At 64.8% G+C, this 26,963-nt stretch carries 22 protein-coding genes and 1 pseudogene; 16 read left to right on the forward strand and 7 right to left on the reverse strand.

All coding sequences use genetic code 11. The features are described from left to right. Window positions 1-16 precede the first annotated feature (16 nt). From rbfA to pnp, 4 genes are all read left to right on the forward strand, one after another. Complete coding sequence (gene rbfA / locus EAV90_RS01195; RefSeq protein WP_122400141.1) at window positions 17-448, forward strand: 30S ribosome-binding factor RbfA; 432 nt, start codon at window positions 17-19, stop codon at window positions 446-448. Next, window positions 445-1,560 carry a tRNA pseudouridine(55) synthase TruB gene (gene truB / locus EAV90_RS01200; protein ID WP_164936720.1) on the forward strand — a complete coding sequence of 372 codons (1,116 nt, stop codon included), beginning with the start codon at window positions 445-447 and terminating at the stop codon, window positions 1,558-1,560. Before rbfA ends, truB begins: the two co-directional genes overlap by 4 nt. Window positions 1,561-1,562: 2 nt before the next feature. Continuing rightward, the gene (gene rpsO / locus EAV90_RS01205; RefSeq protein WP_008540131.1) at window positions 1,563-1,832 is read left to right on the forward strand and encodes a 30S ribosomal protein S15; all 270 of its coding nucleotides are present in this window, start codon (window positions 1,563-1,565) and stop codon (window positions 1,830-1,832) included. A gap of 377 nt (window positions 1,833-2,209) precedes the next feature. Then, on the forward strand, window positions 2,210-4,372 hold the full coding sequence (pnp, locus tag EAV90_RS01210; RefSeq protein WP_129142352.1) for a polyribonucleotide nucleotidyltransferase: 2,163 nt from the start codon (window positions 2,210-2,212) through the stop codon (window positions 4,370-4,372). 118 nt (window positions 4,373-4,490) lie between these two features. On the opposite strand, the gene katG is transcribed toward pnp, so the two are convergent. Then, complete coding sequence (gene katG / locus EAV90_RS01215) at window positions 4,491-6,656, reverse strand: catalase/peroxidase HPI (RefSeq protein WP_162500042.1); 2,166 nt, start codon at window positions 6,654-6,656, stop codon at window positions 4,491-4,493. A 114-nt stretch (window positions 6,657-6,770) separates the two neighbouring features. On the opposite strand from katG, the gene EAV90_RS01220 reads away from it, so the two are divergent. The 3 genes and pseudogenes from EAV90_RS01220 (at window position 6,771) to EAV90_RS01230 (ending at window position 8,757) form a co-directional block, all read left to right on the forward strand. After that, window positions 6,771-7,697: a hydrogen peroxide-inducible genes activator gene (locus EAV90_RS01220; RefSeq protein ID WP_129142353.1), complete on the forward strand. Its 927-nt coding sequence runs from the start codon at window positions 6,771-6,773 to the stop codon at window positions 7,695-7,697. A gap of 7 nt (window positions 7,698-7,704) precedes the next feature. Further along, the gene (locus EAV90_RS01225; protein WP_129142354.1) at window positions 7,705-8,169 is read left to right on the forward strand and encodes a GNAT family N-acetyltransferase; all 465 of its coding nucleotides are present in this window, start codon (window positions 7,705-7,707) and stop codon (window positions 8,167-8,169) included. After that, window positions 8,166-8,757: pseudogene (locus EAV90_RS01230) on the forward strand (glutathione S-transferase family protein). The gene EAV90_RS01225 and the pseudogene EAV90_RS01230 overlap by 4 nt, the downstream one beginning before the upstream one ends. Before the next feature lie 87 nt (window positions 8,758-8,844). Here EAV90_RS01230 and fabI read toward each other — a convergent pair. The 3 genes from fabI to fabA form a co-directional block, all read right to left on the reverse strand. Then, window positions 8,845-9,645 (reverse strand): enoyl-ACP reductase FabI, encoded by an 801-nt coding sequence (gene fabI, locus EAV90_RS01235; protein WP_129142355.1) that lies wholly within the window; start codon window positions 9,643-9,645, stop codon window positions 8,845-8,847. A 137-nt stretch (window positions 9,646-9,782) separates the two neighbouring features. Next, window positions 9,783-11,006 (reverse strand): beta-ketoacyl-ACP synthase I, encoded by a 1,224-nt coding sequence (gene fabB / locus EAV90_RS01240; protein WP_027572364.1) that lies wholly within the window; start codon window positions 11,004-11,006, stop codon window positions 9,783-9,785. A gap of 39 nt (window positions 11,007-11,045) precedes the next feature. Further along, complete coding sequence (gene fabA, locus EAV90_RS01245) at window positions 11,046-11,567, reverse strand: 3-hydroxyacyl-[acyl-carrier-protein] dehydratase FabA (protein WP_027572363.1); 522 nt, start codon at window positions 11,565-11,567, stop codon at window positions 11,046-11,048. A 353-nt stretch (window positions 11,568-11,920) separates the two neighbouring features. On the opposite strand from fabA, the gene irrA reads away from it, so the two are divergent. Beyond that, window positions 11,921-12,412: an iron response transcriptional regulator IrrA gene (gene irrA / locus EAV90_RS01250; RefSeq protein WP_027546833.1), complete on the forward strand. Its 492-nt coding sequence runs from the start codon at window positions 11,921-11,923 to the stop codon at window positions 12,410-12,412. A gap of 112 nt (window positions 12,413-12,524) precedes the next feature. Here irrA and EAV90_RS01255 read toward each other — a convergent pair whose 3' ends face one another. Beyond that, entirely contained in the window at window positions 12,525-13,055 is a 531-nt protein-coding gene (locus tag EAV90_RS01255; RefSeq protein ID WP_122400148.1) for an SH3 domain-containing protein, read from the reverse strand. 324 nt (window positions 13,056-13,379) lie between these two features. Here EAV90_RS01255 and EAV90_RS01260 point away from each other — a divergent pair, with 324 nt between their 5' ends. Continuing rightward, window positions 13,380-14,381, forward strand: a complete 1,002-nt coding sequence (locus tag EAV90_RS01260) for a 2-hydroxyacid dehydrogenase (RefSeq protein ID WP_122400149.1) — start codon at window positions 13,380-13,382, stop codon at window positions 14,379-14,381. Window positions 14,382-14,592: 211 nt separating this feature from the next. Here the strand turns inward: EAV90_RS01260 and EAV90_RS01265 are convergent, their stop codons facing one another. Beyond that, window positions 14,593-15,396, reverse strand: coding sequence for a HesA/MoeB/ThiF family protein (locus EAV90_RS01265; protein WP_129142356.1), 804 nt, complete (start codon window positions 15,394-15,396; stop codon window positions 14,593-14,595). 123 nt (window positions 15,397-15,519) lie between these two features. On the opposite strand from EAV90_RS01265, the gene EAV90_RS01270 reads away from it, so the two are divergent. Further along, on the forward strand, window positions 15,520-16,881 hold the full coding sequence (locus EAV90_RS01270; protein WP_164936721.1) for a serine protease: 1,362 nt from the start codon (window positions 15,520-15,522) through the stop codon (window positions 16,879-16,881). A 479-nt stretch (window positions 16,882-17,360) separates the two neighbouring features. Here EAV90_RS01270 and mutM read toward each other — a convergent pair whose 3' ends face one another. After that, window positions 17,361-18,242: a bifunctional DNA-formamidopyrimidine glycosylase/DNA-(apurinic or apyrimidinic site) lyase gene (mutM, locus tag EAV90_RS01280; protein ID WP_122400151.1), complete on the reverse strand. Its 882-nt coding sequence runs from the start codon at window positions 18,240-18,242 to the stop codon at window positions 17,361-17,363. Between the two features lie 81 nt (window positions 18,243-18,323). Between mutM and ubiE the strand changes: the two genes are divergently transcribed. The 6 genes from ubiE to tsaE all read left to right on the forward strand — a co-directional run bounded on the left by ubiE (window position 18,324) and on the right by tsaE (window position 26,928). Beyond that, on the forward strand, window positions 18,324-19,085 hold the full coding sequence (ubiE, locus tag EAV90_RS01285; RefSeq protein ID WP_129142357.1) for a bifunctional demethylmenaquinone methyltransferase/2-methoxy-6-polyprenyl-1,4-benzoquinol methylase UbiE: 762 nt from the start codon (window positions 18,324-18,326) through the stop codon (window positions 19,083-19,085). Beyond that, a complete protein-coding gene (gene ubiB / locus EAV90_RS01290; protein WP_122400153.1) occupies window positions 19,082-20,656 on the forward strand; it encodes a 2-polyprenylphenol 6-hydroxylase in 1,575 nt (524 codons plus the stop codon). The genes ubiE and ubiB overlap by 4 nt, the downstream gene beginning before the upstream one ends. 56 nt (window positions 20,657-20,712) lie before the next feature. After that, window positions 20,713-22,164 (forward strand): bifunctional phosphopantothenoylcysteine decarboxylase/phosphopantothenate--cysteine ligase CoaBC, encoded by a 1,452-nt coding sequence (coaBC, locus tag EAV90_RS01295; RefSeq protein ID WP_129142358.1) that lies wholly within the window; start codon window positions 20,713-20,715, stop codon window positions 22,162-22,164. Continuing rightward, window positions 22,161-22,619, forward strand: coding sequence for a dUTP diphosphatase (gene dut / locus EAV90_RS01300; protein ID WP_129142359.1), 459 nt, complete (start codon window positions 22,161-22,163; stop codon window positions 22,617-22,619). Before coaBC ends, dut begins: the two co-directional genes overlap by 4 nt. A 275-nt stretch (window positions 22,620-22,894) precedes the next feature. Further along, the gene (locus EAV90_RS01305; protein ID WP_129142360.1) at window positions 22,895-25,399 is read left to right on the forward strand and encodes a sensor histidine kinase; all 2,505 of its coding nucleotides are present in this window, start codon (window positions 22,895-22,897) and stop codon (window positions 25,397-25,399) included. Then, a complete protein-coding gene (gene tsaE / locus EAV90_RS01310) occupies window positions 25,396-26,928 on the forward strand; it encodes a tRNA (adenosine(37)-N6)-threonylcarbamoyltransferase complex ATPase subunit type 1 TsaE (RefSeq protein WP_129142361.1) in 1,533 nt (510 codons plus the stop codon). Before EAV90_RS01305 ends, tsaE begins: the two co-directional genes overlap by 4 nt. Window positions 26,929-26,963: the final 35 nt, after the last annotated feature.

Consider the following 26,963-nt stretch of genomic DNA (forward strand, 5'->3'; position numbering starts at 1 on the left):
AGGTGATTTTCGACAAATGCCACGGCATCATCAGAAGAAGAGTTCCGCGCCCGGCGGCTCGCAGCGTCAGTTGCGCGTCGGCGAGCAGGTTCGCCACGCGATGGCCGATATTCTGGCGCAAGGCAATGTGCATGATGCGGATCTCGAAGGTCACATCATCACCGTGCCGGAGGTACGGATGTCGCCCGACCTGAAGCTCGCGACGGTCTACGTGATGCCGCTCGGTGGCCGCGACACCGAGGTCGTGATCGCTGCGCTCGAGCGCAACAAGAAATTCCTGCGCGGCGAAGTCGCGCGGCGCGTTAACCTGAAATTTGCACCTGACATTCGCTTCCGCGTCGATGAGCGATTCGACGAGGCGGAACGGATCGAGAAGCTTTTGCGAACACCTGCGGTGCAGAAGGACCTGGAACAGGATCCGGCTTCGGATCGGGAAGAAGAGCAATGACGATGAACCCGGCTCACGGCACGATCGGCGGCAATGATGCCGATCAGCGCGACGTGCAGAAAAATAATCTTGCGGATCTGGAGAGCGATGCCCGGCCGCATCAGGAGCCGCGCCGCGTCAACAACGATCCGCGTGCCAAGCAGAAGGGCAACCAGGTTCGCCGCGACCGGCGCGACGTCCATGGCTGGGTCGTGCTCGACAAGCCGATCGGCATGACCTCGACACAGGCGGTCGCCGTGCTCAAGCGCCTGTTCAACGCCAAGCGGGCCGGGCACGCCGGCACTCTCGATCCGCTCGCCTCCGGCGGGCTGCCGATCGCGCTCGGTGAGGCCACCAAGACCGTTCCCTTCGTCATGGACGGCCGCAAGCGCTATCAGTTCACGGTATGCTGGGGCGAGGAGCGCGACACCGACGATATCGAGGGCCGGGTGACCGCGACCTCCGACCAGCGCCCGACGCGGGAGGCGATCCTGGCCCTCCTGCCCCGCTTCACCGGGGTGATCGAGCAGATCCCACCGCGCTATTCCGCGATCAAGGTCCAGGGCGAGCGCGCCTATGACCTCGCCCGCGACGGCGAAGTCGTGGAACTGGCGCCCCGCCCGGTCGAGATTCACCATTTAACCCTTGTAGATCAACCGGATAACGACCGGGCCGTGTTCGAGGCCGAATGCGGCAAGGGCACCTATGTCCGGGCGCTGGCCCGCGACATGGGCCGGCTTCTCGGCACCTATGGCCATATCTGCGCGCTCAGGCGGACCCTGGTCGGTCCATTTGGCGAGAACGACATGATTCCGCTGGATCAGTTGGAGGCTTTGTGCCATAGAGCCGCGTCCGGCGAGGGCAGCCTCGCCGACGCGCTTTTGCCCGTTGAGACCGCGCTGGACGACATCCCGGCACTGGCCGTCACTCGGGCTGATGCGGCAAGGCTCCATCGGGGCCAGGCCGTTTTGTTGCGCGGACGGGATGCGCCCACTTGTAGCGGCACAGTCTATGTCACGGTGGCAGGCCGTCTTTTGGCGCTTGCCGAAGTCGGCAATGGCGAAATCATCCCCAAGCGTGTGTTCAACCTGACCGGCCTGACTGCCAGCCCCGGTCGCAACGAGAGAAATTGACGATGTCGATTGCCGCAGAACGCAAAGCGGAAGTCATCAAGACGAATGCCACCAAGGCCGGCGACACCGGCTCGCCCGAGGTTCAGGTCGCGATCCTGTCGGAACGCATCAACAACCTCACCAACCATTTCAAGACCCACGTGAAGGACAACCATTCGCGTCGCGGCCTCTTGAAGCTGGTCTCGACCCGCCGCTCGCTCCTCGATTACCTGAAGAAGAAGGACGAGGCACGGTACAAGGCGCTGCTCGAGAAGCACAACATTCGTCGTTAACGGTTCCTGCGCGCGCCACCGGCGCGCGTTTTTGCGCGTGGTTTCGAACGAAAGCGCTTCCTTAAAGGTTTTTGATCGAGGCTGCGTGCGCGTCGGATGCGAGTCGTTGAGGATTCGCATCCGGGCATGAAGAGCGAAGACCGCGATTCGGTGTTCGCGTTCGTGCCGACTGACAGTCCAGCAGCAATCCGGCGGCTGGGCACAACGGGCAAGGCGCCCGTATGACCGAAAGGATGGACGCCATCCGACATCCAAAGACCATGGCAGGATCGCAGGACGCTGATAATCCGCTCCGATCAGCGCCCCGCAATCTTGCGCATGGTTTTTGTTTTTCGAGAGCCGTCCCTTCTTTCGAGAACCCATGAAAGAAGACCTCCATGTTCAATAAGCATTCAGTCGAGATCGACTGGGGCGGACGCCCACTCAAGCTCGAAACCGGCAAGATCGCCCGCCAGGCCGACGGCGCCGTCGTCGCCACCTATGGCGAGACCGTGGTCCTCGCCACCGTCGTTGCGGCCAAGGCGCCGCGCGAAGGCGTCGACTTCCTGCCGCTGACCGTCGACTACCAGGAGAAGGCCTACGCTGCGGGACGCATTCCCGGCGGCTATTTCAAGCGCGAGGGCCGTCCGACCGAGAAGGAGACGCTGGTCTCTCGCCTGATCGACCGTCCGATCCGCCCGCTGTTCGTCGACGGCTGGCGCAACGAGACCCAGGTGATCGTCACCGTGCTGTCGCACGACATGGAGAACGATCCTGATGTCGTGGCGATGGTTGCGGCCTCCGCCGCCCTGACGCTGTCCGGCGTGCCCTTCAAGGGGCCGATCGGCGCGGCCCGTGTCGGCTTCGCCAATGACGAATTCGTCCTCAACCCGACGCTCGACGAGATGGTCGACACCCAGCTCGACCTCGTCGTCGCCGGCACCGCCGACGCCGTGCTGATGGTCGAATCGGAGGCCAAGGAGCTCAACGAAGACGTGATGCTCGGCGCCGTGATGTTCGGTCACCGCCACTTCCAGCCGGTCATCAACGCCATCATCGAGCTCGCCGAGAAGGCCGCGAAGGAGCCGCGCGAAGTCACCGCGATCGACAATTCGGCGCTCGAGAAGGAAATGCTCGGCCTGATCGAGCAGGAGCTGCGCGCCGCCTATGCGATCCCGATCAAGCAGGAGCGTTATGCCGCCGTCGGCGTCGCCAAGGAAAAGGTGATGGCCCACTACTTCCCGGAGGGCCAGGAGCCGAAATACGACAAGCTCCGTGTCGCCGGCGTGTTCAAGGAGCTGGAAGCCAAGATCGTTCGCTGGAATATCCTCGACACCGGCAAGCGCATCGACGGCCGCGACGTCAAGACCGTGCGCAACATCATCGCCGAGGTCGGCGTGCTGCCCCGCGCCCATGGCTCGGCGCTGTTCACCCGCGGCGAGACCCAGGCGATGGTCGTGACCACGCTCGGCACCGGCGAGGATGAGCAGTATATCGACGCGCTGTCGGGGACGTACAAGGAGACGTTCCTGCTGCACTACAACTTCCCGCCCTATTCGGTCGGCGAGACCGGCCGCCTCGGCGGCACCAAGCGCCGCGAGATCGGCCACGGCAAGCTGGCCTGGCGCGCGATCCATCCGGTGCTGCCGCCGCACCATGAATTCCCCTACACGGTGCGCGTGGTCTCGGAGATCACCGAGTCCAACGGCTCCTCCTCGATGGCCTCGGTCTGCGGCGCCTCGCTGGCGCTGATGGATGCGGGCGTGCCGTTGAAGCGGCCGACCGCGGGCATTGCGATGGGCCTGATCCTCGAAGACAAGCGCTTCGCGGTTCTCTCGGACATCCTTGGTGACGAGGATCATCTCGGCGACATGGACTTCAAGGTGGCCGGCACCGAACAGGGCATCACCTCGCTCCAGATGGACATCAAGATCGAGGGCATCACCGAAGAGATCATGCGCGTCGCCCTTGGCCAGGCCAAGGAAGGCCGCATCCACATCCTCGGCGAGATGGCCAAGGCCCTGAACGCGGCCCGCGCCGAGCTCGGCGAATACGCGCCGCGCATCGAGAGCTTCAAGATCCCGACCGACAAGATCCGCGAAGTGATCGGCACCGGCGGCAAGGTGATCCGTGAGATCGTCGAGAAGACCGGCGCCAAGGTCAACATCGAGGACGACGGCACCGTGAAGGTCGCCTCCAGCGACGGCGAGGCGATGAAGGCCGCGATCAAGTGGATCAAGTCGATCGCGTCCGAGCCGGAAGTCGGCCAGATCTACGACGGCACCGTCGTCAAGGTGATGGAGTTCGGCGCCTTCGTGAACTTCTTCGGCTCCAAGGACGGCCTCGTCCACATCAGCCAGCTCGCGGCCAATCGCGTGCAGAAGACCTCCGACGTCGTCAAGGAAGGCGACAAGGTCAAGGTCAAGCTGCTCGGCTTCGACGACCGCGGCAAGACCCGCCTGTCGATGAAGGTGGTCGACCAGACCACCGGCGAAGACCTCGAGGCCAAGGAGAAGGCCGCAGAGGGCGAGAAGGCCCCGCGCGAAGCGGCGGGCGAGTAAATCTCGCTACGGTCCGGAAAAACGAAGGGCGGCCGAAAGGCCGCCCTTTTTGTTTGTGGCTTCGATCGGGCAGCGCGCTGATCTTCACCTCTCCCCAGCGGGGAGAGGTGAATCGGCCTCACGCCGCGATGTCGTACCGGTCGAGGTTCATCACCTTGGTCCAGGCCTTGGCGAAGTCCTTGACGAACTTCTCCTTGGAGTCCGAGGTCGCATAGACCTCGGCGAAGGCGCGGAGCTGGGAGTGTGCGCCGAAGATCAGATCGACGCGCGTGCCGGTCCACTTCACCGCATTGGTCTTGCGGTCGCGTCCCTCGTAGCTGCCGTCGGCGACGGGCGTCCACTGCGTGCTCATGTCGAGCAGGTTGACGAAGAAGTCGTTGCTCAGCGTTCCCACCTTCGCGGTGAGCACGCCGTGCTTCGAACCGTTCGCGTTGGCGCCGAGCACACGCAGGCCGCCGACCAGCACCGTCATCTCGGGGCCGGTGAGCCTCAAGAGCTGCGCGCGATCGACGAGGGCTTCTTCCTGCTGCAGGAACTGATGCTTCTTGCCGACATAGTTGCGGAAGCCATCGGCGCGCGGCTCCAGCGGTGCGAACGAGGCCGCATCCGTCTGCTCCTGCGAGGCATCCATGCGGCCCGGCGTGAAGCCGACCTTCACGTCGACGCCGGCATCCTTGGCGGCCTTCTCGACCGCGGCGGTGCCGCCGAGCACGATCAGGTCCGCGAGCGAGACCTTCTTCGCACCTGACGATGCGTTGAACTCCTTCTGGATGGCTTCGAGTTTGCCGAGCACCTTCGAGAGCTGAGCCGGCTGATTCACCTCCCAGTCCTTCTGCGGGGCAAGCCGGATGCGCGCGCCATTGGCGCCGCCGCGCTTGTCCGAGCCGCGGAACGTCGAGGCCGACGCCCAGGCGGTCGAGACCAGCTCCGGCACCGAGAGTCCCGAAGCGAGGATCTTCGTCTTCAGCGAGGCGATATCCTGCTCGCTGACCAGCTCGTGGTTCACGGCCGGAATCGGATCCTGCCAGATCAGCGTCTCCTTCGGCACCAGCGGGCCGAGATAGCGCTGGATCGGTCCCATGTCGCGGTGGGTCAGCTTGAACCAGGCGCGGGCGAAGGCGTCCGCGAACTGATCCGGGTTCTCGAGGAAACGACGCGAGATCTTCTCATAGGCTGGATCAAAGCGCAGCGAGAGGTCCGTCGTCAGCATCGTCGGCCGATGCTTCTTCGATTTGTCGAAGGGGTCGGGAATGATCGCCTCGGCGCCCTTGGCCACCCACTGGTTCGCACCGCCCGGGCTCTTGGTCAGCTCCCATTCGTACTTGAACAGGTTCTCGAAGAAGTTGTTGCTCCACTTCGTCGGGGTCTGCGTCCAGGTCACCTCGAGGCCGCTGGTGATGGCATCGCCGGCGATGCCCGACGCGTGCTTGCTCTTCCAGCCGAGGCCCTGATCCTCGAGCGCGCCCGCTTCCGGCTCCGGGCCGACCAGCGAGGGATCGCCCGCGCCATGGGTCTTGCCGAAGGTGTGGCCACCGGCGATCAGCGCGACGGTTTCCTCGTCGTTCATCGCCATGCGGAAGAAGGTCTCGCGGATATCCTTGGCCGCGGCGATCGGATCCGGCTTGCCGTTCGGGCCTTCCGGATTGACGTAGATCAGGCCCATCTGCACCGCGCCGAGCGGCTCGGCGAGCTGGCGCTCACCGCTATAGCGTTCATCGCCGAGCCAGGTGCCTTCGGGGCCCCAATAGAGCTCTTCCGGCTCCCAGACGTCGGCGCGGCCGCCCGCAAAGCCAAAGGTCTTGAAGCCCATCGATTCCAGCGCGACGTTGCCGGCCAGCACCATCAGATCGGCCCAGGAGATCTTGCGGCCATATTTCTGCTTGATCGGCCAAAGCAAACGGCGCGCCTTGTCGAGGTTGGCGTTGTCGGGCCAGCTGTTGAGCGGCGCGAAGCGCTGCTGACCGGCGCCGGCGCCGCCGCGACCATCGGTGATGCGGTAGGTGCCCGCGCTGTGCCAGGCCATGCGGATCATGAGGCCGCCATAATGACCGAAGTCGGCGGGCCACCATTCCTGCGAATCCGTCATCAGAGCGGTCAGGTCCTTGATGACCGCGTTCAGGTCGAGCGATTTGAATTCCTTGGCGTAGTCGAATTCCTTGCCCATCGGGTCGGACAGGTCGGAATTCTTGTGCAGCATCTCGATGCTGAGCTGGGTTGGCCACCAGTCGCGGTTCACGCGCGTGGGTTTTCCGCCCGAAAACGGGCACTTCGAAGTGTCATCCATGATTACCTCCTCTGGTGGCGTCCGACGGCGCCATTTGACCAGGTAGAGCCACTCTAAGCGCCAGGTCCTATCAGGTGAAGTTGACTTTAATGATCGCTGCGATAGGATTTTCTGATGATGAATCTGACGCTGCGCCAGCTCCGCTATTTCGATGCGCTGGCCCGTCACGGCCATTTCGGCCGCGCGGCCGAGGCCTGCTCGATCTCGCAGCCGGCTCTGTCGATGCAAATCAAGGAACTGGAGGAGACGCTCGGCGGCCTGCTGCTGGAGCGCAGCGCACGGCAAGTGGCGCTGACCCGTTTCGGCGAGGAGCTCGCTCAGCGGGTCCGCGACATCCTGCGCTCGGTCGACGAGCTCGGCGATTTCGCGCGGGCGTCCCAGGACCGCTTCGCCGGCCGCCTGCGCATCGGCATGATCCCGACCATCGCCCCTTACCTGCTGCCCAAGATCACCAAGAATCTCACGCGCATGCATCCGGAGCTCGACATCCGCGTGCGCGAGACCATGACGCCGCGGCTGATCCAGGAACTGGTGGAAGGCCGGCTCGACACCGCCATCGTGGCACTGCCAGTGTCGGAGCCCTCGCTCACCGAGGTCGCGCTGTTCGAGGAGAAATTTCTGCTGGTGCGGCCGGGTGCGGATGAAGGCACACCGGTGCCGTCGCGCGAGATGATGCGCGAGATGCGGCTTCTGCTGCTCGAGGAGGGGCACTGCTTCCGCGACCAGGCGCTCTCGTTCTGCAACATGCAATCGGCGCCTCCGCGCGAGATGCTGGATGCGAATTCACTCTCGACGCTGGTGCAGATGGTCAGCGCCGGTATCGGCGTCACCTTGATCCCGGAGATGGCGGTGCCGGTGGAGACGCGATCGGCCTCGGTCTCGCTGGCGCGCTTCCGCGACCCCGAGCCCTCGCGTATCATCGGCATGGTCTGGCGCAAGACCAGCCCGTTGGCGCGGCAGCTGCTGCAGATTTCCGAGGTGGTGTGCCTGTCGGCCGGCAAGGTGCGCGCGCGGCAATCCGTGCGCAGCCAGCGGGTTTGAGCGGCGTATGTCGCATCCGATCATCCGCCCCGCCTGCCCAGAGGAGTATGACGAGATCGGCCGTGTCTGGATGGAGAGCTGGGTCTCGACCGGGCTTGCCGAAGCGAGCGGCTTCCTCCTCGCCAATTTGCGTGCGCGCATCAGGCGCGAGATCGAGAACGGCTGGAGCCTGTTCGTCGCCGACGATAAGGGCACCATCGCTGCCATGCTGGCGCTGCATCTGCCCAAGCTCGATCTCGACATGCTCTTCGTTGCGCCCGCCTATCAGGGCCAATCGCTCGGCCGGCAGCTGCTCGCCTTCACGCGCACGCAGCTGCCCGACGAAATCTGCCTGCGCTGCGTCCGCGAGAACGAAAAGGCCTGGCGCTGGTACGAACGCGAAGGTTTCGTGTTCGAAAAGGAAGAGACCGAACCGTCGAACGGTTTCGTGATGAAGTATTACCGGTGGAAGAACGAACGAAATGCCCCATGATCAAGCTCTACTGGTCGCCTCGCTCACGCTCGTTCACGACGCTCTGGCTGATGGAGGAGAGCGGCCTGCCCTATGAGCGCGTGCTGACCGACATCTCGACCGGCGCGCAGAAGGCGCCGGACTTTCTCAAGATCAACCCGATGGGAAAGGTGCCGGCGCTGACCGACGGCTATGCTGCGCTCGGCGAAGCCGCGGCGATCTGCGCTTACATTGCCGATCGCTATCCCGAGACCAAGCTCGCGCCCGCCGTGACCGATCCGCGCCGCGCGCGCTATCTGCAATGGCTGTTCTTTTGCCCTAGCTGCATCGAGCCCGCCATCATCCAGATCTTCACCAAGATCGAGATCCCGACCTCGACCGCGGCCTGGGGCAGCGCGACGCAGGTCTTCGACGTACTGGAAGCCGCGCTCGCCAAGGGTCCGTGGATCCTCGGCGAGGAATTTTCCGCTGCCGACGTCACGGTCGGCTCGGGCCTGAATTTCGCGGTGCGCCTGTTCAAGATGGTGCCGTCGCGCCCGGCCTTCGATTCTCGCCCGCTGCATGGCGCGGCCGGCGTTCCAGCGCGCGGAGAAGATCGCGGCGGGATAGATGGGAGATTCGTCCGTGCCCACCGTCTCTCGACGACAGTGAGGAAGAGGTGGGCACGCTTCGCTTTGCCCACGCTACGAAGGCATCCTATTCCGACACCTTCAGATCATCCGGCCTCGGCATCAGGATGACGTTGTAGCCGGAATCCACATAATGGATCTCGCCGGTCACGCCGCCGGAGAGATCCGACAACAGATACAGCGCCGAGCCGCCGAGGTCGTCCAGCGTGACGCCGCGGCGGAGCGGCGCGTGCTTCTGCATGAAGGCGAACATCGCCCGTGCCTCGCCGATGCCGGAGCCGGCGAGTGTGCGGATGGGGCCTGCGGAGATCGCGTTGACGCGGATGCCGCGCGGGCCGAAATCAGCGGCAAGATAGCGCACGGAGGCTTCCAGTGCCGCCTTGGCTACGCCCATCACGTTGTAGTTCGGCATCGCGCGCTCCGAGGCGCCGAACGTCAGCGTGATCATGCTGCCGCCTTCGGTCATCAGCTCGGCGGCGCGCTTTGCGACTTCCGTGAACGAAAAGCAGGAGATCACCATGGTGCGCGAAAAATTCTCGCGGCTGGTGTCGGCGTAGCGGCCCTTGAGCTCGTTCTTGTCGGCAAAGCCGATCGCATGGATGATGAAGTCGAGCTTGCCCCATTTTTCGCGTAACGCAGCGAAGGTGGCATCGACGCTGGAAATGTCCTCGACGTCGCAAGGCAGCACCAGATCCACGCCAAGCGATTCAGCCAGCGGCTTGACGCGCTTGCCGAGGGCCTCGCCCTGGAAGGTAAAAGCGAGCTCGGCGCCGTGGGCATGCAGCGTCTTCGCCATACCCCAGGCGATCGAATGATCATTGGCGATGCCCATGACCAGACCGCGCTTGCCTTTCATAAATCCTTCCATTGCGAAACTACTCTCCGCTCTGCGTCATGGCCGGGCTTGTCCCGGGCATCCACGCCCTTTGCAGCCAGAACCTAAGACGTGGATGGCCGGGACAAGCCCGGCCATGACGAGAAATCACGAACGCGTCGACAACGTCGTCACGCATCCAGCCGGCTGAACACCAGCGTGGCGTTGGTGCCGCCGAAGCCGAACGAGTTCGACAGCACGGTGCCGATCTTGGCGTTGTCGATGCGCTTGCGCACGATCGGCATGTCGGCGAACACGGGATCGAGCTCCTGGATGTGCGCGCTCTCGCAGATGAAACCGTTGTTCATCATCAGCAGCGAATAGATCGCTTCCTGCACACCGGTGGCGCCCAGCGAGTGGCCGGTCAGCGCCTTGGTCGCGGAGATCGGCGGGCACTTCTCGCCAACGCCAAAGACCTTGCGGATGGCCTCGATCTCCGGCGGATCGCCGGCCGGTGTCGAGGTCGCGTGCGGATTGATGTAATCGACCTTGGTCTTCACCGTCGACATCGCCATGCGCATGCAGCGCTCGGCGCCTTCACCCGATGGCGCGACCATGTCGTAGCCGTCGGAGGTCGCACCGTAGCCGACGACCTCGCCATAGATGCGTGCGCCACGCGCCTTGGCATGCTCGAGCTCTTCCAGCACCAGCACGCCGGCGCCGCCGGCAATGACGAAACCATCGCGATTGAGGTCGTAGGGACGTGAGGCCGTGGCCGGCGTATCGTTGTACTTCGAGGACATCGCGCCCATGGCGTCGAACAGCACCGACAGCGACCAGTCCAGCTCCTCGCAGCCGCCGGCGAAGATGACGTCCTGCTTGCCGATCTGGATCGTCTCATAGGCATTGCCGACGCAATGGTTCGACGTCGCGCAGGCCGAGGAGATCGAATAGTTCACGCCCTTGATCTTGAACCAGGTCGCAAGCGTCGCGGAAGCCGTGGAGGACATCGCCTTCGGCACCGCAAACGGGCCGACCCGCTTCGGTCCCTTGGAGCGGGTGATGTCGGCGGCTTCGACGATGGTGCGCGCCGAGGGACCGCCGGAACCCATGATGATGCCGGTGCGGATGTTGGAGACTTCATCGGGCGACAGGCCGGAATCCTGGATCGCCTGCTCCATCGCGATGTGATTCCACGCCGCGCCCTGGCCGAGGAAACGCATCGCGCGGCGATCGACCACCGTCGAGGGATCGAGCGTGGGCTCACCTTGCACCTGCGAACGGAAGCCGAGCTCGGCATATTTCTCAGCCCGCGAAATGCCCGATTTCGCCTCGTGAAGGCTCGCAAGCACTTCCTGGGTGTTGTTTCCGATGGACGAAACGATGCCCATTCCGGTGACCACAACCCGCCTCATGTCAGCCTCGCCTCGTCGTTGTCTTCTTGGATAATGCGCTCAGCCCAGGCTCGTGCCCTGCTTGAACAGGCCGACCTTCAGATCCTTGGCGCGATAAATAATCTGGTCATCGACCGAAAGCCACCCGTCGGCAATCCCGAGCACGAGCTTTGAGCGCATCACGCGTTTGATATCGACGTTGTACACAACCTTGCGGGCGTCAGTCAGCACCTGGCCGCCGAACTTCAGTTCGCTCAGACCGAGCGCCCGGCCCCGGCCTTCGCCGCCGATCCAGCCGAGGTAAAAGCCGACCATTTGCCACAGCGCATCCAGGCCGAGGCAACCCGGCATCACTGGATCGTTCTTGAAGTGGCAGCCGAAGAACCAGAGGTCGGGCTTCACGTCGAGCTCGGCGCGCACGAGACCCTTGCCGAACTCACCGCCATTGTCGTTGATGTCCGTGATGCGGTCGAACATCAGCATCGGCGGCAGCGGCAGCTGGGCATTGCCCGGGCCGAACATCTCGCCGCGGGCACAGGCCAGCAGATCTTCGTATTCGTAACCGTTGCGCCTGTTCAGCATTCACGAGCCTCTGTTCAAATCCCGGTTAAGCGGCGTTTTTCTGGCGAAATGGGCCCCGTCTCGATCGGAGAGCAACGCCAATTGCCACCGCCGGCCGCGACTCGCGCAAGCCCCGAATGGACTGCGCCCAAGCTTTCATGCCCGGCTGCGCCAAAATCGGCTAAGCGGAACCGCGCGCTCTCTAACACAGGCTATTTCGGGTGGCAAAGCGCATCGATGAAGGTAAAATGACGCGCTCCCCAGGCCGGTTCCAACCCTGATTAGAACCTCTCTAGTTGCGAGAAACTTGCATCTGCATCTTTCTGTTCTTATATTACTGGGAGATATTGTTCACGCGTGCCCGAAATCTGGAAATGAGCGAGAATACCGCGCCCCATCACGACGATGACGTCCATGCCGCGGCCCTCCTGTCCGGCCGCCAGCCGGCCTTGACCGGCTGTCCCTGGCACGACGTAAACGAAATGCTCCAGTCCGCGGGGCTGCGTCCGACGCGCCAGCGCATGGCGCTCGGCTGGCTCCTGTTCGGCAAGGGTGCGCGTCACCTCACGGCCGAAATGCTTTACGAGGAAGCGACGCTGGCCAAGGTCCCGGTATCGCTGGCGACCGTCTACAACACGCTGAATCAGCTCACCGATGCCGGCCTGCTCCGCCAGGTCAGCGTCGACGGCACCAAGACCTATTTCGATACCAACGTCACCACCCATCATCACTACTATCTCGAGAACAGCCACGAGCTGGTCGACATCGAGGATCCGCATCTGGCGCTGTCGAAGATGCCGGAGGTGCCCGAGGGCTATGAGATCTCCCGCATCGACATGGTCGTGCGCCTGCGCAAGAAGCGCTGAGATCGTCTTAAACTGCTGAGATCGTCATGGCCGGGCTTGTCCCGGCCATTTCCTTTTTCCCGTCATCCCGGATTCGATGCTACGCATCGCTCCGGGATGACGCCTGTCGGCGTCAATTCACCTGCTCGTCCGCGTAGACGCCCCAGAGGCGCTCCTGCTGGATCCAGCCGTCAAAGCCGTTGCCGATGACGCGGCACCAGCTTGCGGCGCACTTCTTCACCTGCGTGACGACGCCAGCCTGGAGCCTTGCCGCAACCGCGCTGTCGGGATCGGGCCGGTCATAGATCGGGGCGAGGTCGTCCTTGTGCTTCATGGTGACGACAGCGGTGCGGCGGCCCGACAGCAGCGAGTGATACACCCAGCCCTCGGCGCCTTCGGAATCACGCACCCGGCGCCAGTTCTCGAATTCGGCGGTGATTTCGACCGGCAGGCCGGCGCGGGTGTAGACCCAGGCGACGTCATTGTCCTTGGTCGGGCCGGCGCGGACGTTCACGTGATCCGATTTGAGGCTGACATAGCGCGGTACCGGCAACCCGCTGGCGGTCTGCGGAGTATTATCCTTCGCCGAATGCGAGGGGCCGACCGAGGCGCTCAACCAGGTGCAAACGAGCGCCATCACCGAACAAAAACGCCCCAACGCCATCAACCCGTCTCCTGTCGAAGACCCGGCCAAGCCGGATCCTCACCCCAAATTCCAAAACCCTGCCGCGTCTGCCCCTGCTTCCCGCCCCACGCGGGTTCCAACCCTCGGCCCGTGGTTCTTGTCTTGGCCCGGCCTTCTGCTAGAGAGGACGAGCACTTGAACAACCAGTTTGCCCCGATTTTCCGGCCGGAAATGTCGGGAGAGCTTGGAGGAAACACCGGGGACGGACACGGCAAGGGCAGTGTCGAACAACCGGGTTAATGAGGCCTCAACGACCGGCCTTTGGCGACAGAGGCGGCTTGCTGTGCCTCATGAGAGCAGGACATGTCGGTGAAGAAAAAGCCCCTCGTCGTGGTGACGCGCAAGCTGCCGGATTCGATCGAAACGCGAATGCGCGAGCTGTTCGATGCGCGGATCAATCTCGATGACACGCCGATGTCGGCCGATCAGATCGCGGAAGCCGCGCGCACCGCCGACGTGCTGGTTCCGACCGTGACCGATCACATCAGCGCCGATGTCGTGAACCAGCCCGACTGCAAGCTCCGCCTGATCGCCAATTTCGGCAACGGCGTCGACAATATCGACGTCGCAGCCGCCCATGCCCGCGGCATCACCGTCACCAATACGCCGAAGGTCCTGACCGAAGATACCGCCGACATGACCATGGCGCTGATCCTCGCGGTGCCCAGGCGAATGATCGAAGGCGCCTCGATCCTGACCGAAGGAAAGCTCTGGGCGGGCTGGTCGCCGACCTGGATGCTCGGCCATCGCATCGGGGGCAAGCGTCTCGGCATCATCGGCATGGGCCGCATCGGCCAGGCGGTGGCGCGCCGCGCCCGCGCCTTCGGCCTGCAGATCCACTATCACAACCGCCGTCCCGTCGCGCCCGTCATCGCCGAAGAGCTGGGCGCGACCTATTGGGAAAGCCTCGACCAGATGCTGGCGCGGATGGACATCATCTCGGTGAACTGTCCGCACACGCCGGCGACCTATCACCTGCTTTCGGCGCGACGGCTGAAGCTGATCCGCAAGGACGCCTATATCGTCAACACCGCGCGCGGCGAGGTCACCGACGAGGACACGCTGATCAAGCTGATCGAGGGCGGCGAGATCGGCGGCGCCGGCCTCGACGTCTACGAGCACGAGCCCGCGGTGAACCCGAAACTGGTGCGGCTCGCCAAGGCGGGCAAGGTGACACTGCTGCCGCATATGGGCTCGGCCACGATCGAGGGCCGCGTCGAGATGGGCGAGAAGGTGATCATCAACATCCGCACCTTCCTCGACGCCCACAAGCCACCGGATCGCGTGCTGCCGAGCATGCTGTGAGTGTCTGCGCTCCGGCGGACGGATGGTGTATCCTATCTGCCCCCGGGCAAATTGAACCTAGCTCGCGATTTCAAGACTAGCCGCCACGTCCTCACCTGTACGTGCAAGTCGACGTATTCGCGTCTCCTCCATGCGTGTTTTCCAATTACTTGCGTCGAGTTCTACTGTTTGCATAGTGCTCTCGGTGCCGCCCGAATTTTGGGCCGCTGTCCTACTCGCGATGGATGCTCAGATCCTCGATCACGGGCCCATCGCCGTTGAGCGGATTGGCGGGATCGCGGGCGTAGCGCAACGTCTCGAAGCGCATCGCGCGCGCGTCGATCATCAGGAGGCGGCCGACGAGGCCGTCGCCGAAGCCGACGATCTCGCGGATCGCCTCCAGCGCCATCATCGAGCCGAGCACGCCCGCCAATGCGCCCATGACACCGGCCTCGGCACAGGCCGGAACGGTCCCAGGCGGCGGCGCTTCCGGAAACAGGCAGCGGTAGGTCGGATTGAACTCGCCCTGCTCGTTCCTCTCATGCGCGCGGATGGTGGTGAGCGAGCCGTCGAAGGTGCCGAGCGCCGCCGTGATCAGCGGCCGCTTCGCGAAGAAGCAGGCATCGGAAACGAGGTAACGCGTCGAGAAATTGTCGGAGCCGTCGAGCACGAGGTCGTAATCGCCGATCAGGCTGAGCGCATTGTCGGCGTTGAGCCAGGTGGCGTGACCGACAAAGCGGACATGCGGATTGAGCGCCGCGATCCGCTCGGCGGCGCTCTCGACCTTGTGCCGGCCGATATCGGGCGTGGCGTGGATCACCTGGCGCTGCAGATTGGACAGCGACACCACATCGTCATCGACCACGCCGAGTGTGCCGACGCCGGCAGCGGCCAGATACATCAGAGCGGGCGCACCGAGCCCGCCGGCACCGATCACCAGCACGGAGGCTCGTTTCAGCGCAGCCTGGCCGGGACCGCCGACATCGCGCAGCACGATATGGCGGGCATAGCGTTCGAGTTCGTCGGGGCTCAGCATCGTTCTTCGTTCCTCTCAACCCTCATGGTGATGAGGATCAACACCTGAACCAGCCCAACATTGTTCGCGACCAACGAGATGTGCTTCAATGGCATTGCGTTCAATGGGCTGGCTGGATTTGTCATGAGATCGACGCTTGCGGCAACACTGATGTTTGCGGCGGCCACGGCTGCGAACGCCCAGATGACGCCGCCGCAGGTCCCCAGCACCAAGCCGAAAACGGTCCAGACCGTTCCGATTCGCCCGCCAACCGTTCAGACGGCATCGGAAACAGCCGACGCCATGGCACAGGCCGAGCGCCTGTCGCTGCAATCCGATCTCGCCTGGGTCGGCCAATATAACGGGGCCATCACCGGCGACGTCAGCGAGCGCATGGTCAACGCCATCAAGGAATACCAGAAGGCCAAGGGCGGCAAGCCGACCGGCGTGCTCAATCCGCAGGAGCGTGCGGCGCTCGCCGAGACCGCAAGGCGGAAACAAGACAGTGTCGGCTGGAAGATCGTCATGGAGCCGACCAGCGGTGCGCGGCTCGGCATCCCCGGTAAGCTTGTGCCGCAGCAGGCGAGCGACGCCAACGGCTCGAAATGGACCTCGCCGACCGGAACCGTGCAGGTGCTGCTCAGCCGCCGCAAGGAGGTGAACCCGACCACCGCGAAGATCGCGGAGGCCGAGAAGAAGGAGCCCGCCGGCCGCAAGGTCGATTACACCGTGGTGAAGCCTGACTTCTTCGTGCTGTCCGGGCTTCAGGGCCTCAAGAAATTCTACGTGCGCGGCACCTTCAGAGGCGATGAGGTCCGCATCATGACCATCCTCTACGACCAGGCGATGGAGAACACGGTCGAACCGGTTGTGATCGCGATGTCGAGCGCGTTCAACGCGTTTCCGTCCAGCCCGATGGCCGGACCGCCGCCGCGCAAGACTGTCGAATACGGCACCGGCATCGTCGTCAGCGACGACGGCGCGATCGTCACGGACCGCCTCGTCACCGATGGCTGCCTAGCAATCACGATCGGCGGTCATGGCAGCGCCGACCGCCTCGCTGAGGACAAGGAGCACGATCTCGCGCTGCTGCACATCTACGGCGCGCGCGGCCTGAGGCCGCTCAGCGTCGCGAGCGGCGCGGCGAAGACGAATGTCGACGTGATCGGCATCGCAGACCCACAGGGTCAGGGCGGTGCGGCCCGCGTGTCGAGCGTGAAGGCGGCGCTGGCGCCTGTGACAGCGAGCGACTCCGCGCTGTCGCCTCCACCGTCGGTGGGTTTTTCCGGCAGCCCGGCCATCGACGCCGACGGCAAGTTCGCCGGCATTGCGCTGCTGAAGCCGGCAATGGTTGCAGGACCTGCAACGTCGGTGCCGGCCTCGCAGGCGGTAATGGTCTCCGCGGAGACGGTGCGCGATTTCCTGAAGGCGAATGGCATCACTGCGAATGGCTCATCGATGGATGCGAAAGCCGCTGTCGTGCGCGTGATCTGCGTGCGGAAGTAGGCTCGCCAACAACTACGCGCTATCGTGTCCCGGACGCGGTGCGGCGTGAAACGCCGCGCCGCTGAGCCGGTACCCATGTCACCAACAGTCGCACTTGGGGCTTTCCGGGCCCCGGCTCTGCAGCGCATCGCTATGCGCTGCGCTTCGTCCGGGGCACGGTTGCGCATCCATCCCACGTGCGACTACGCCGCGGCCAGCGCATCGATAGCGCCGCCAACACCCTCGCCGAGGGCACTGGATCGAGACCCGGCTCGAGCTCGAAGCTCCGAACGATGCCCTGATCGACCAGGTGATGTCGCCTGCGCATGACATGCTGAACGTCGCCGCGGAGCTTGCGGCGGACGAGACCACGACACTGGCAGCCCGGCCGGATTGCTTTGCTTCGCGGTTCCAGACGTTCCATCCACTGGTCATTGACGGGCGTGGTGCTGTCGTCGCCCTCACCAAGCCTCACGGCCTCTCGGCAACAAGCCTGATGGTCACTTCTGACATTTCGGACACCAGAAGGTCGACCGACCATTCTGCGTGAACCGTTTGATCGTGCCGCCACAGCGCGGCGTGGTGCATGTCTCGCCTTCGCGGTCGTAGACCTTGAACGAGTGCTGGAAATAACCGAGTTCGCCCGAGGTCTGGCGGTGATCGCGCAAGCTGGAGCCGCCAGCCCTGATCGCATCGTTCAGCACGGTATGGATCGCGCCGACCAATCGCTTGGCATGATCGGTCGGCTCGCCCTTCTTGGTCGATAGCGTCGCGGCGATCCGGCGCGGCGACAGATGCGAGCGGTGCAGCGCCTCGCAGACATAGATGTTGCCGAGTCCCGCCACCACGCGCTGGTCGAGCAGCGCGGCCTTCAGGCTCGTGGTCTTGCCTTCGCAGGAGCGCGCCAGCATCGCGGCATCGAATTCGTTGCCGAGCGGCTCGGGTCCGAGCCCGCGCAGCAGCGGTTCTTCCTCGAGCGCGTTGCGCGCAATCACTTTCATGTAACCGAAACGGCGCGGATCGTTGAACACGATGTCGGCGCCCGAGGACATCCGAAACAGCACATGATCGTGCGCGGAATCCTTGGCCTTCGGATGGTGAAACGCGCCAGGCTGCACGTCGTTGTCCGGCTTGATGACACGGAACGAGCCCGACATGCCGAGATGCATCAGCAGCACGTCGCCCGAGGCGAGATCGGCCATGAGATATTTTGCACGGCGGCCGAGGCCCGTGACAACCTGCCCCTTGAGCCGGGCCACGAAGTCCGGCTGGAACGGAAAGCGCAAATCCGGCCGGCGGGCCTCCGCATTGAGGATTTTTGCACCCTCCATGACGGGCTGAAGGCCGCGGCGGACGGTCTCGACTTCGGGCAATTCGGGCATCGTCGGGCATTCACCTTATGAGGGCGGTGTGATAGCGCCATTGCGGCGGCCGCGCTATGGTCCGCCATGCGGAGTAGAGTAATGGATCGGCCGGGCGAAACCACGCATTTTGGCTTCAGGGACGTTCCCCTCGGGGACAAGCAGACGCTGGTGAACGACGTGTTTCACAGCGTGGCGTCGCGTTATGATTTGATGAATGACCTGATGTCCGGAGGTCTGCACCGGGTCTGGAAGGACATCATGATCACCGCGCTCGACCCGCCGAGGGGCGACCGGCCGTTCGCGCTGCTCGATGTCGCCGGTGGCACCGGCGACATCTCCTTCCGCGCCGCCAGGGCGGCCGGTCCCGGCTTCCATGCCACGGTCTGCGACATCAACACCGATATGCTGGCCGTGGGCCGCGAACGCGCCGCCAAGCAGCATCTCGAGACCCAGGTCGATTTCGTCGAAGGCAATGCCGAATCGCTTGGCTTCGCCGACCGCAGCTTCGATGCCTATACGATCGCTTTCGGCATTCGCAACGTGCCGCGGATCGACCTCGCACTGCGCGAGGCCTATCGCGTGCTCAGGCCCGGCAGCCGCTTCCTGTGCCTGGAATTCTCCACCGTCGAGATGCCAGGGCTCGACAAGCTCTATGACTTGTTCTCGTTCAAGGTGATCCCGCCGCTCGGCCGCATGGTCACGGGCGACGCCGAATCCTACCAATACCTCGTCGAATCGATCCGCAAGTTTCCCAAGCCTGCCGTCTTCGCCGACATGATCCGCGAGGCCGGCTTTTCCCGCGTCAGCTGGCAGACACTCTCCGGCGGCATCGTCGCACTGCATTCGGGCTGGCGTTTGTGATCTCTGCCATCACCCACATTGCGCGCCTGATCCGCGCCGCGTTCGTCTTTGCGCGCGAGGGCGTGTTCGGCTCGGTCGATCCGAGCCTGGTGCCGCCACCGGGCCAGCTTGCGCTGAAGCTCGCGCGCCTCGTCGAACGGCGCAGCGCCAAGCACGGTCCGCGGATCTCTCGCGCGCTGACGCGAATGGGCCCGGCCTATCTCAAGCTCGGGCAATTCCTGGCGACGCGCCCCGACGTGGTCGGCGTCGTCATGGCGCGCGATCTCGAAAGTCTCCAGGATCGCCTGCCGCCGTTCTCGCAAGCCGAAGCCGAAGCGGCGATCACGACGTCACTGGAACGACCGCTGAGCGACGTATTCGCGAGCTTCGGCCCGCCGGTCGCGGCCGCCTCGATCGCGCAGGTGCATCGCGGCGAGGTGTTGCGCGACGGCATCCGCAAGCCGGTCGCGATCAAGGTGCTCCGGCCCAATGTCGCCGCACGCTTCCGCCGCGATCTCTCCGACTTCTTCTTCGTCGCGCACAAGGCCGAAGCCTATTCGGCCGAGGCGCGGCGCCTGCGCCTGATCGAAGTCATCAACACAATGTCGCGCTCGGTCGCGATGGAGATGGACCTGCGACTGGAAGCAGCGGCGCTATCCGAGATGGCCGAGAACACGCAGGGCGATCCTGATTTCCGCGTGCCGGCCGTCGACTGGGATCGCACCACGCACAACGTGCTGACCATGGAGTGGATCGACGGCATCGCGCTGAACGACCACAAGGGCCTCGCAGAGGCCCAGGTCGATTTGCCAGATCTCGGCCGCAAGGTGATCCAGAGTTTTCTGCGCCATGCACTGCGCGACGGCTTCTTCCACGCCGACATGCATCCGGGCAATCTGTTCCTGGATGATACCGGCCGTCTCGTCGCGGTCGATTTCGGCATCATGGGCCGGCTCGGCATGAAGGAGCGGCGCTTCCTGGCCGAGATCCTGCTCGGCTTCATCACCCGCGACTACCGCCGCGTCGCCGAGGTGCATTTCGAGGCGGGCTATGTGCCCGCGCACCATTCGGTCGAGAATTTCGCCCAAGCCATCCGTGCCATCGGCGAGCCCATTCACAACCGTACCGCCGAGGAGATCTCGATGGCGCGGCTGCTGACCCTGCTGCTCGAGGTCACCGGCCTGTTCGACATGAGGACGCGGCCCGAGCTGATCCTGCTGCAGAAGACCATGGTTGTGGTCGAGGGCGTGGCGCGCGGCTTCGATCCCAAGCTCGACATCTGGAAGATCGCCGACCCCGTGGTGCGCGAATGGATCGAGCGCAATCTCGGACCCCTAGGCCGGGTACAGGGCGCACTTGCCGGAACCGGCGACATCGCGCGCGTGCTGATGCGCCTGCCGGAGATCGCGGAGCGATCGGTGAAGGTCCTCGAGCAGCTCGAGACCATGACGCGGGAGGGCATAGGCCTGTCGCCGGAGAGCATCGCGGCCATGGGGCGCAGCGAGGGCCGCAAGAACCGCTGGCGCACCGTGGCGCTCTGGATCATCGCCGCGACCTTTATCGGGATCCTGGTTGCCGTCCGGAATCTTTGATTGCACTGCAATCACGCGGATGATAGCATCGCTATCATTTCGTGCTGGAGAGCGTCATGGCAAGCCTGACCATCCGCAAGCTCGACGACGCCGTCAAAACCTATTTGCGGCTGCGCTCGGCCAGGAACCGCAGGTCGGTCGAGGAAGAGGTCCGGGTCATCCTGAGGGAGCTGATCGAGGGCCGCGAGGAGCCGCTGACGCCGTTTTCGGCGCCGCCCGCTCCATCTACCGCCCCGACGCCCCAGCGCACCGGTGCCCTCCCTGAGGCCAGCGTCACCCTGATCATCGGCGGCGGGATCGCGGCCTATAAGTCGCTCGACCTGATCAGAAGACTCAAGGAGCGCCGCATCGAGGTCCGCTGCGTGCTGACCAAGGCGGCGCAGCAATTCGTGACGCCGCTGGCGGTGAGCGCACTCTCCCATGAGCGCGTCTATACCGACCTGTTCGACCCGCAGAGCGAGTTCGACGCCGGCCACATTCGCCTGGCGCGCGACTGCGACCTGATCGTGGTGGCGCCGGCGACGGCTGACCTGTTGGCGAAGATTTCGAACGGCCATGCCGACGATCTCGCCAGCGCCATCCTGCTCGCCACCAATCGAAAAATCCTGCTGGCGCCGGCGATGAATCCGCTGATGTGGAGCAACGCGGCGACGCGGCGCAACGTCGCGCAGCTCCAGCGCGACGGCGTGGCGCTGATCGGCCCGAACTCGGGTGAGATGGCCGAAGCCGGCGAAGCCGGTGTCGGTCGTATGTCGGAAGCCATCGAGATCGCCAACGCCGCCGAACGGCTGCTGCGACCGCCCATGCCGAAGCCGCTCGCCGGCAAGCGCGTGCTGATCACCGCAGGCCCCACGCACGAGCCGATCGATCCGGTGCGCTACATCGCCAATCGTTCCTCCGGCAAGCAGGGCTTTGCCATTGCAGCCGCCGCACAGGCCGCGGGCGCTGACGTGATGCTGGTGAGCGGCCCGGTCGATCTCGACGATCCCGCTGGTGTCACCGTCAAGCATGTGGAATCCGCGCGACAAATGCTGGAGCAGGTGCAGGCCGCGCTGCCCGCCGACGTTGCGATCTTCGCCGCTGCGGTCGCCGACTGGCGCGTCGCCAATGAGGGCGAGCAGAAGCTGAAGAAGACCGCGGCCGGCATGCCACAGCTTCAACTGGTCGAGAACCCCGACATTCTCGCCACGATCTCGAAGCTGACCGACAAGCGCCCGCCGCTGGTGATCGGCTTTGCCGCCGAGACCGAGCATCTCATCGAGAACGCCAAGGCAAAATTCGCGCGCAAGGGCTGCGACTGGATCGTCGCCAACGACGTTTCGCCCGCCACCGGTGTGATGGGCGGCGACCGCAACACGGTCCACCTCCTCAGCCGCAAGAACGGCGCGAAGGACGGCGAGATTGCAGTTGATTCCTGGCCGGTGATGACCAAGGAACAGGTCGCCATCGAACTGGTCGCGCACATCGCCAGAATCGCGACCGATAAATCCCGGGAGCCGGCATCTTGAGCACGAAGGTCACCGTCGAACTGCAACGCCTCGCCCATGCTGACGGCCTGGCGCTGCCGGCCTATCAGACCAGCGAGGCCGCCGGCCTCGACCTGATGGCAGCCGTTCCGGACAGCGAGCCGCTGACGCTCGCACCTAGCCAATATGCGCTGGTGCCGACGGGCCTGGCGATCGCCCTGCCGCCCGGCTACGAGGCGCAGGTGCGGCCGCGCTCCGGGCTGGCGGCCAAGCACGGCGTCACCGTGTTGAACTCGCCGGGAACCATCGACGCCGACTACCGCGGCGAGATCAAGGTGATCCTGATCAATCACGGCGCGGCGTCCTTCGTGATCAAGCGCGGCGAACGTATCGCCCAGATGGTGATCGCGCCCGTGGTGCAGGCCGTCCTGGTTCCGGTGGCCACCTTGTCGGCGACCGATCGCGGCGCCGGCGGCTTTGGTTCCACCGGCCGTTAGCGTCTTACTTCTCTCGTTTGCAAGCGGGAGAGGGAACGCCCCCGCTCGCGTGGCGATCTCGCCCAAATCTTCATTGCCGCTAACATACGACAGCTCCTGCCGAATCACCCGAAGAATTACGTGACTCCAGAACCGCGTGCCCCCGGCATTTTTGTGGGGCCGCTTTGCGTTCACGATCTGGACTCTTACCGGTGGAGTCGCGGTGAGGGTATTGTCTCTTGATTCGCGCGCGACGGGGGTCGCCGCGCGTAGATTCGTGCGGTCTTGGGGCAACTATGTCAGGCGTGATCGTGTCGATGCGTCGGACGCTGCTGTCGTGCACATCGCTGGCGCGCAACGGCTTGGTGGGAGGCGCTTTCGCGGCGCTACTGTCGGCTGCGCCGGCCAAGGCCGCCGATGTCGTCGACACCCTCTCCATCATGCTGGATTTCAACCGGCAGGAACTCGCGGTGCTCGCCACCGCGCTGGCTTTGCTCGGTTTCTCCGTGGTGGCCGCGATCCTGCTGATGCGCACGCGGGTGCGCACGGCGAACAACGAGGCGCGGCTGCGCACCCGGATCGGGGAACTGCAACTCCAGGCCGACCGCTTCGGCGCGCTGCTGTTCGCCGAGCCGCAGATCCTGATCTCCTGGCCGGCCGGGGACAATCGCGCCCAGATTTCCGGCGACATCTCGATGGTGCTGCCGCGCGACGCCTCGCCGCAGCGCGTGCTGGCGTTCGGAACCTGGCTGCCGCCGGAACCCGCGCTGCAGATGGACCATGCGGTCGATGCGCTGCGCGACCGCGGCGACGGGTTCCAGCTGACGCTGACAACGGCGCACGGCCACACGCTGGAGGCTATCGGTCGTGCCATCGGCGGCCAGGCCATTGTCCGGATTCGTGAACTTTCCGGACTGCGGCGTGAACTGGCCGAAACCAATCTGCGTTACAACGCGCTCTGCTACGAGACCGAGATGCTGCGCGGCTTTGCCGCCGCCGCACCCTGGCCGATCTGGGCCAAGGGCGCGAACGGCGCGCTGACCTACGCCAATCCGGCCTATGTCCGGGCCACCGAGGCGACCAGCGTCACCGATGCCCAGGAGCGGAAGCTCGAGCTGCTCGACAGCGCCGACCGCAGTGCGATGGAGCGGGGGCTGAAGGACACGGCCAATTTCACGTCGCGGCTGCCGATCGTGATCGGCGGCGAGCGGCGCATCTACGACGTGCGGGCCGTCAATGTCGGCAGCGGCAGCGTCGGCGTCGCCATCGATGCCAGCGAGGCGGATGCGCTGAGCGCGGCGCTGGTGCGCATGGCGGAGGCGCATCGCCGCACGCTGGACCAGCTCTCCTCCGGCGTCGCCGTGTTCGACGGCCACCGGCGCCTTGCCTTCTACAACGATTCCTACCGGCGGCTGTGGGACCTCGACCGCAACTTCCTCGACGCCAATCCCGACGATTCCAGCATACTCGACCAGCTCCGCGCCGCGCGCAAATTGCCGGAGCAGCCGGACTTCCGCGCCTGGAAAGCCAAGCTGCACGAAGCCTATCGCGCGGTCGAAACCGCCAAGGACACCTGGTTCCTGCCTGACGGCCGCGCGCTCTCGGTCGTCACCACGCCGAACCCGGAAGGTGGCGTCACCTATCTGTTCGACGACGTCACCGAGAGCCTCGACCTCGCCCGCCGCTTCGACGGCCTGATCCGGGTCCAGCGCGAGACGCTGGACAGCCTCGCCGAGGGCGTCGCGGTGTTCGGCAGCAACGGCAAGGCGCAGCTATTCAATCCGGCCTTCGTCCGGATGTGGAAGCTGTCGAGCGACGCCATGCGCGACGAACCGCATATCCAGACGGTGGAAGGCTGGTGCCATCAGCTGTTCGACGACCCCGTGGTCTGGCGCCAGATCCGCGAGGCCATCACCTCGATCGAGAACCGCGCCGACGTGCCGCTGAAGCTGGAGCGCAAGGACGGCAGCGTGCTCGACGGCATGATCCGGCCGCTGCCCGACGGCGCCACCATGCTGACGTTCCAGGACATTACCGATACCGAGAATGTCGAGCGCGCGCTGCGCGAGCGTAACGAGGCGCTGGAAGCCGCCGACCAGATGAAGGTGGATTTCGTCCACCACGTCTCCTACGAGCTGCGCTCGCCGCTCACCACCATCATCGGCTTCGCGCATTTCCTCAGCGATCCCTCGACCGGGCCGCTGACGCCGAAACAGGCCGAGTATCTCGACTACGTCACAAAGTCGACCAACGCACTGCTCGCGCTCACCAATAACATCCTGGATCTCGCCACCATCGACGCCGGTGCGATGAAGCTGGAACTCGGGCAAGTCGATGTCAGCAAGGCCATCGAGCTCGCCGCCGAGGGCATCCAGGACCGGCTCGCCACCGACCGCATCCGCCTCAAGGTCGAGATCGCGCCCGATGTCGGCAGCTTCATCGGCGACGAGAAGCGCGTGGTGCAGGTGCTCTATAACCTCCTCGCCAACGCCGTCGGGTTTTCTCCACAGGATTCCACCGTCGGAATCAGCGCCCGGCGCACCGAACGCAGCGTGGTCTTCACCGTGACAGATTCCGGACCTGGAATACCTGCCGACATGAAGGACAAGGTGTTCAACTGGTTCGAAAGCCGCTCGCAGGGCTCGCGTCACCGCGGCGCCGGGCTCGGCCTGTCGCTGGTGCGCTCCTTCGTCGAGCTGCATGGCGGCAAGGTGCGGGTGGATTCGATCGTCGGCCGGGGCACGGTCGTGATCTGCGACTTCCCGACCGACCAGGCGGCGCACCGCGACGCCGCAGAATGACAGCGCCCAGCACATTCTCCGTCGCGCTTCACAACGAGACGGCCACTGCCCAGCTGATGGCCGATCTCGCGCTGCTGGTCGGATCCGGCGATGTCATAACCCTCACCGGCGATCTCGGCGCCGGCAAGACGGCTGCCGCACGCGCGCTGATCCGCTACCTCGCCGGCGACGAGGTGCTGGAAGTGCCGAGCCCGACCTTCACCCTGGTGCAGGGCTACGAGCTGCCGCCCTTCCCGGTGCTGCATGCCGACCTCTACCGCGTCGAGGACGAGAGCGAGCTCGAGGAGATCGGGCTGTCGCCGCTGCCGGACGCCACGCTGGTTCTGATCGAATGGCCGGAGCGTGCGCCGTCGGCCATGCCCGCGGATCGGATCGACATCGCACTGACGCACCGGCCGGCACTGGGCTCGAATGCGCGCGCCGCCGACATCACCGGTCATGGCAAGTGCGCCGCGCAGGTCGCGCGGCTGAAGGCGCTGCGCGAATTCCTCGACGCATCCGGCTATATCGACGCGACGCGACGGCGTATGAATGGCGACGCCTCGACGCGTTCCTATGCCCGGCTGCTGCGCGACGACGAGATCGTCATCCTCATGAATTTTCCGCAGCGGCCCGACGGCGCGGCCCTCTACAATGGAAAATCTTACAGTGCCGCCGTGCACCTCGCCGAAAATGTAAGGCCGTTCGTCGCGATCGACGAAGGCCTGCGCGCGCAGGGAATCTCCGCGCCCGCGATCCATCATTCCGATCTGGACCACGGCTTCCTGATCACCGAAGACTTCGGCGGCGAAGGCGTGATCGAAGGCGATCCGCCGCGCCCGATCGCCGAGCGCTACGAGGCCGCCACCGATGTGCTGGCGATGCTGCACGGCAGAGCCTTGCCGGAGACGCTGCCGCTGGACGGGCAGACCTACGAGATCCCCCTTTTCGACATCGAGGCGCTGCTGACCGAGATCGGATTGATGCCGGAATGGTATCTGCCTGACCGCAACGCGCCGCTGAGCGAAGCAGCGCGCACCGAGTTTTTCGCGATGTGGCGCGAGCTGCTGAAGAAGCCGCTGGCGGCGCCGCGGACGTGGATCATCCGCGACTATCACTCGCCGAACCTGATCTGGCTCGGCAATCGCAGCGGTATCGAACGTGTCGGCGTGATCGATTTCCAGGACACCGTGCTCGGTCCGCAATCCTACGACGTGGTGTCGCTGCTGCAGGATGCCCGCATCGACGTGCCGGAGACGCTCGAGCTGACGCTGCTGTCGCGCTACATCAAATCGCGGCGCGCGCAGGACACCAGCTTCGACGCCGCCGGCTTCGCCGAGCTCTATGCAATCATGTCGGCGCAGCGGAATACGCGCCTGCTCGGCACCTTCGCCCGGCTCAACCGCCGCGACGGCAAGCCGCATTATCTGCGCCATCAGCCGCGGATCTGGACCTATCTCCAGCGCTCGCTGGCACATCCCGCGCTCGGCGCTTTGCGCGACTGGTATCTCGCCAACGTGCCGCCGCCCCAACGCCCGCCACAAGCCTGATCCGGGCTCGATTTACCGCCTGTTAGCCAAGACTC

It is taken from the genome of Bradyrhizobium vignae (assembly GCF_004114425.1).
In the GTDB taxonomy this organism is placed as follows: domain Bacteria; phylum Pseudomonadota; class Alphaproteobacteria; order Rhizobiales; family Xanthobacteraceae; genus Bradyrhizobium; species Bradyrhizobium vignae.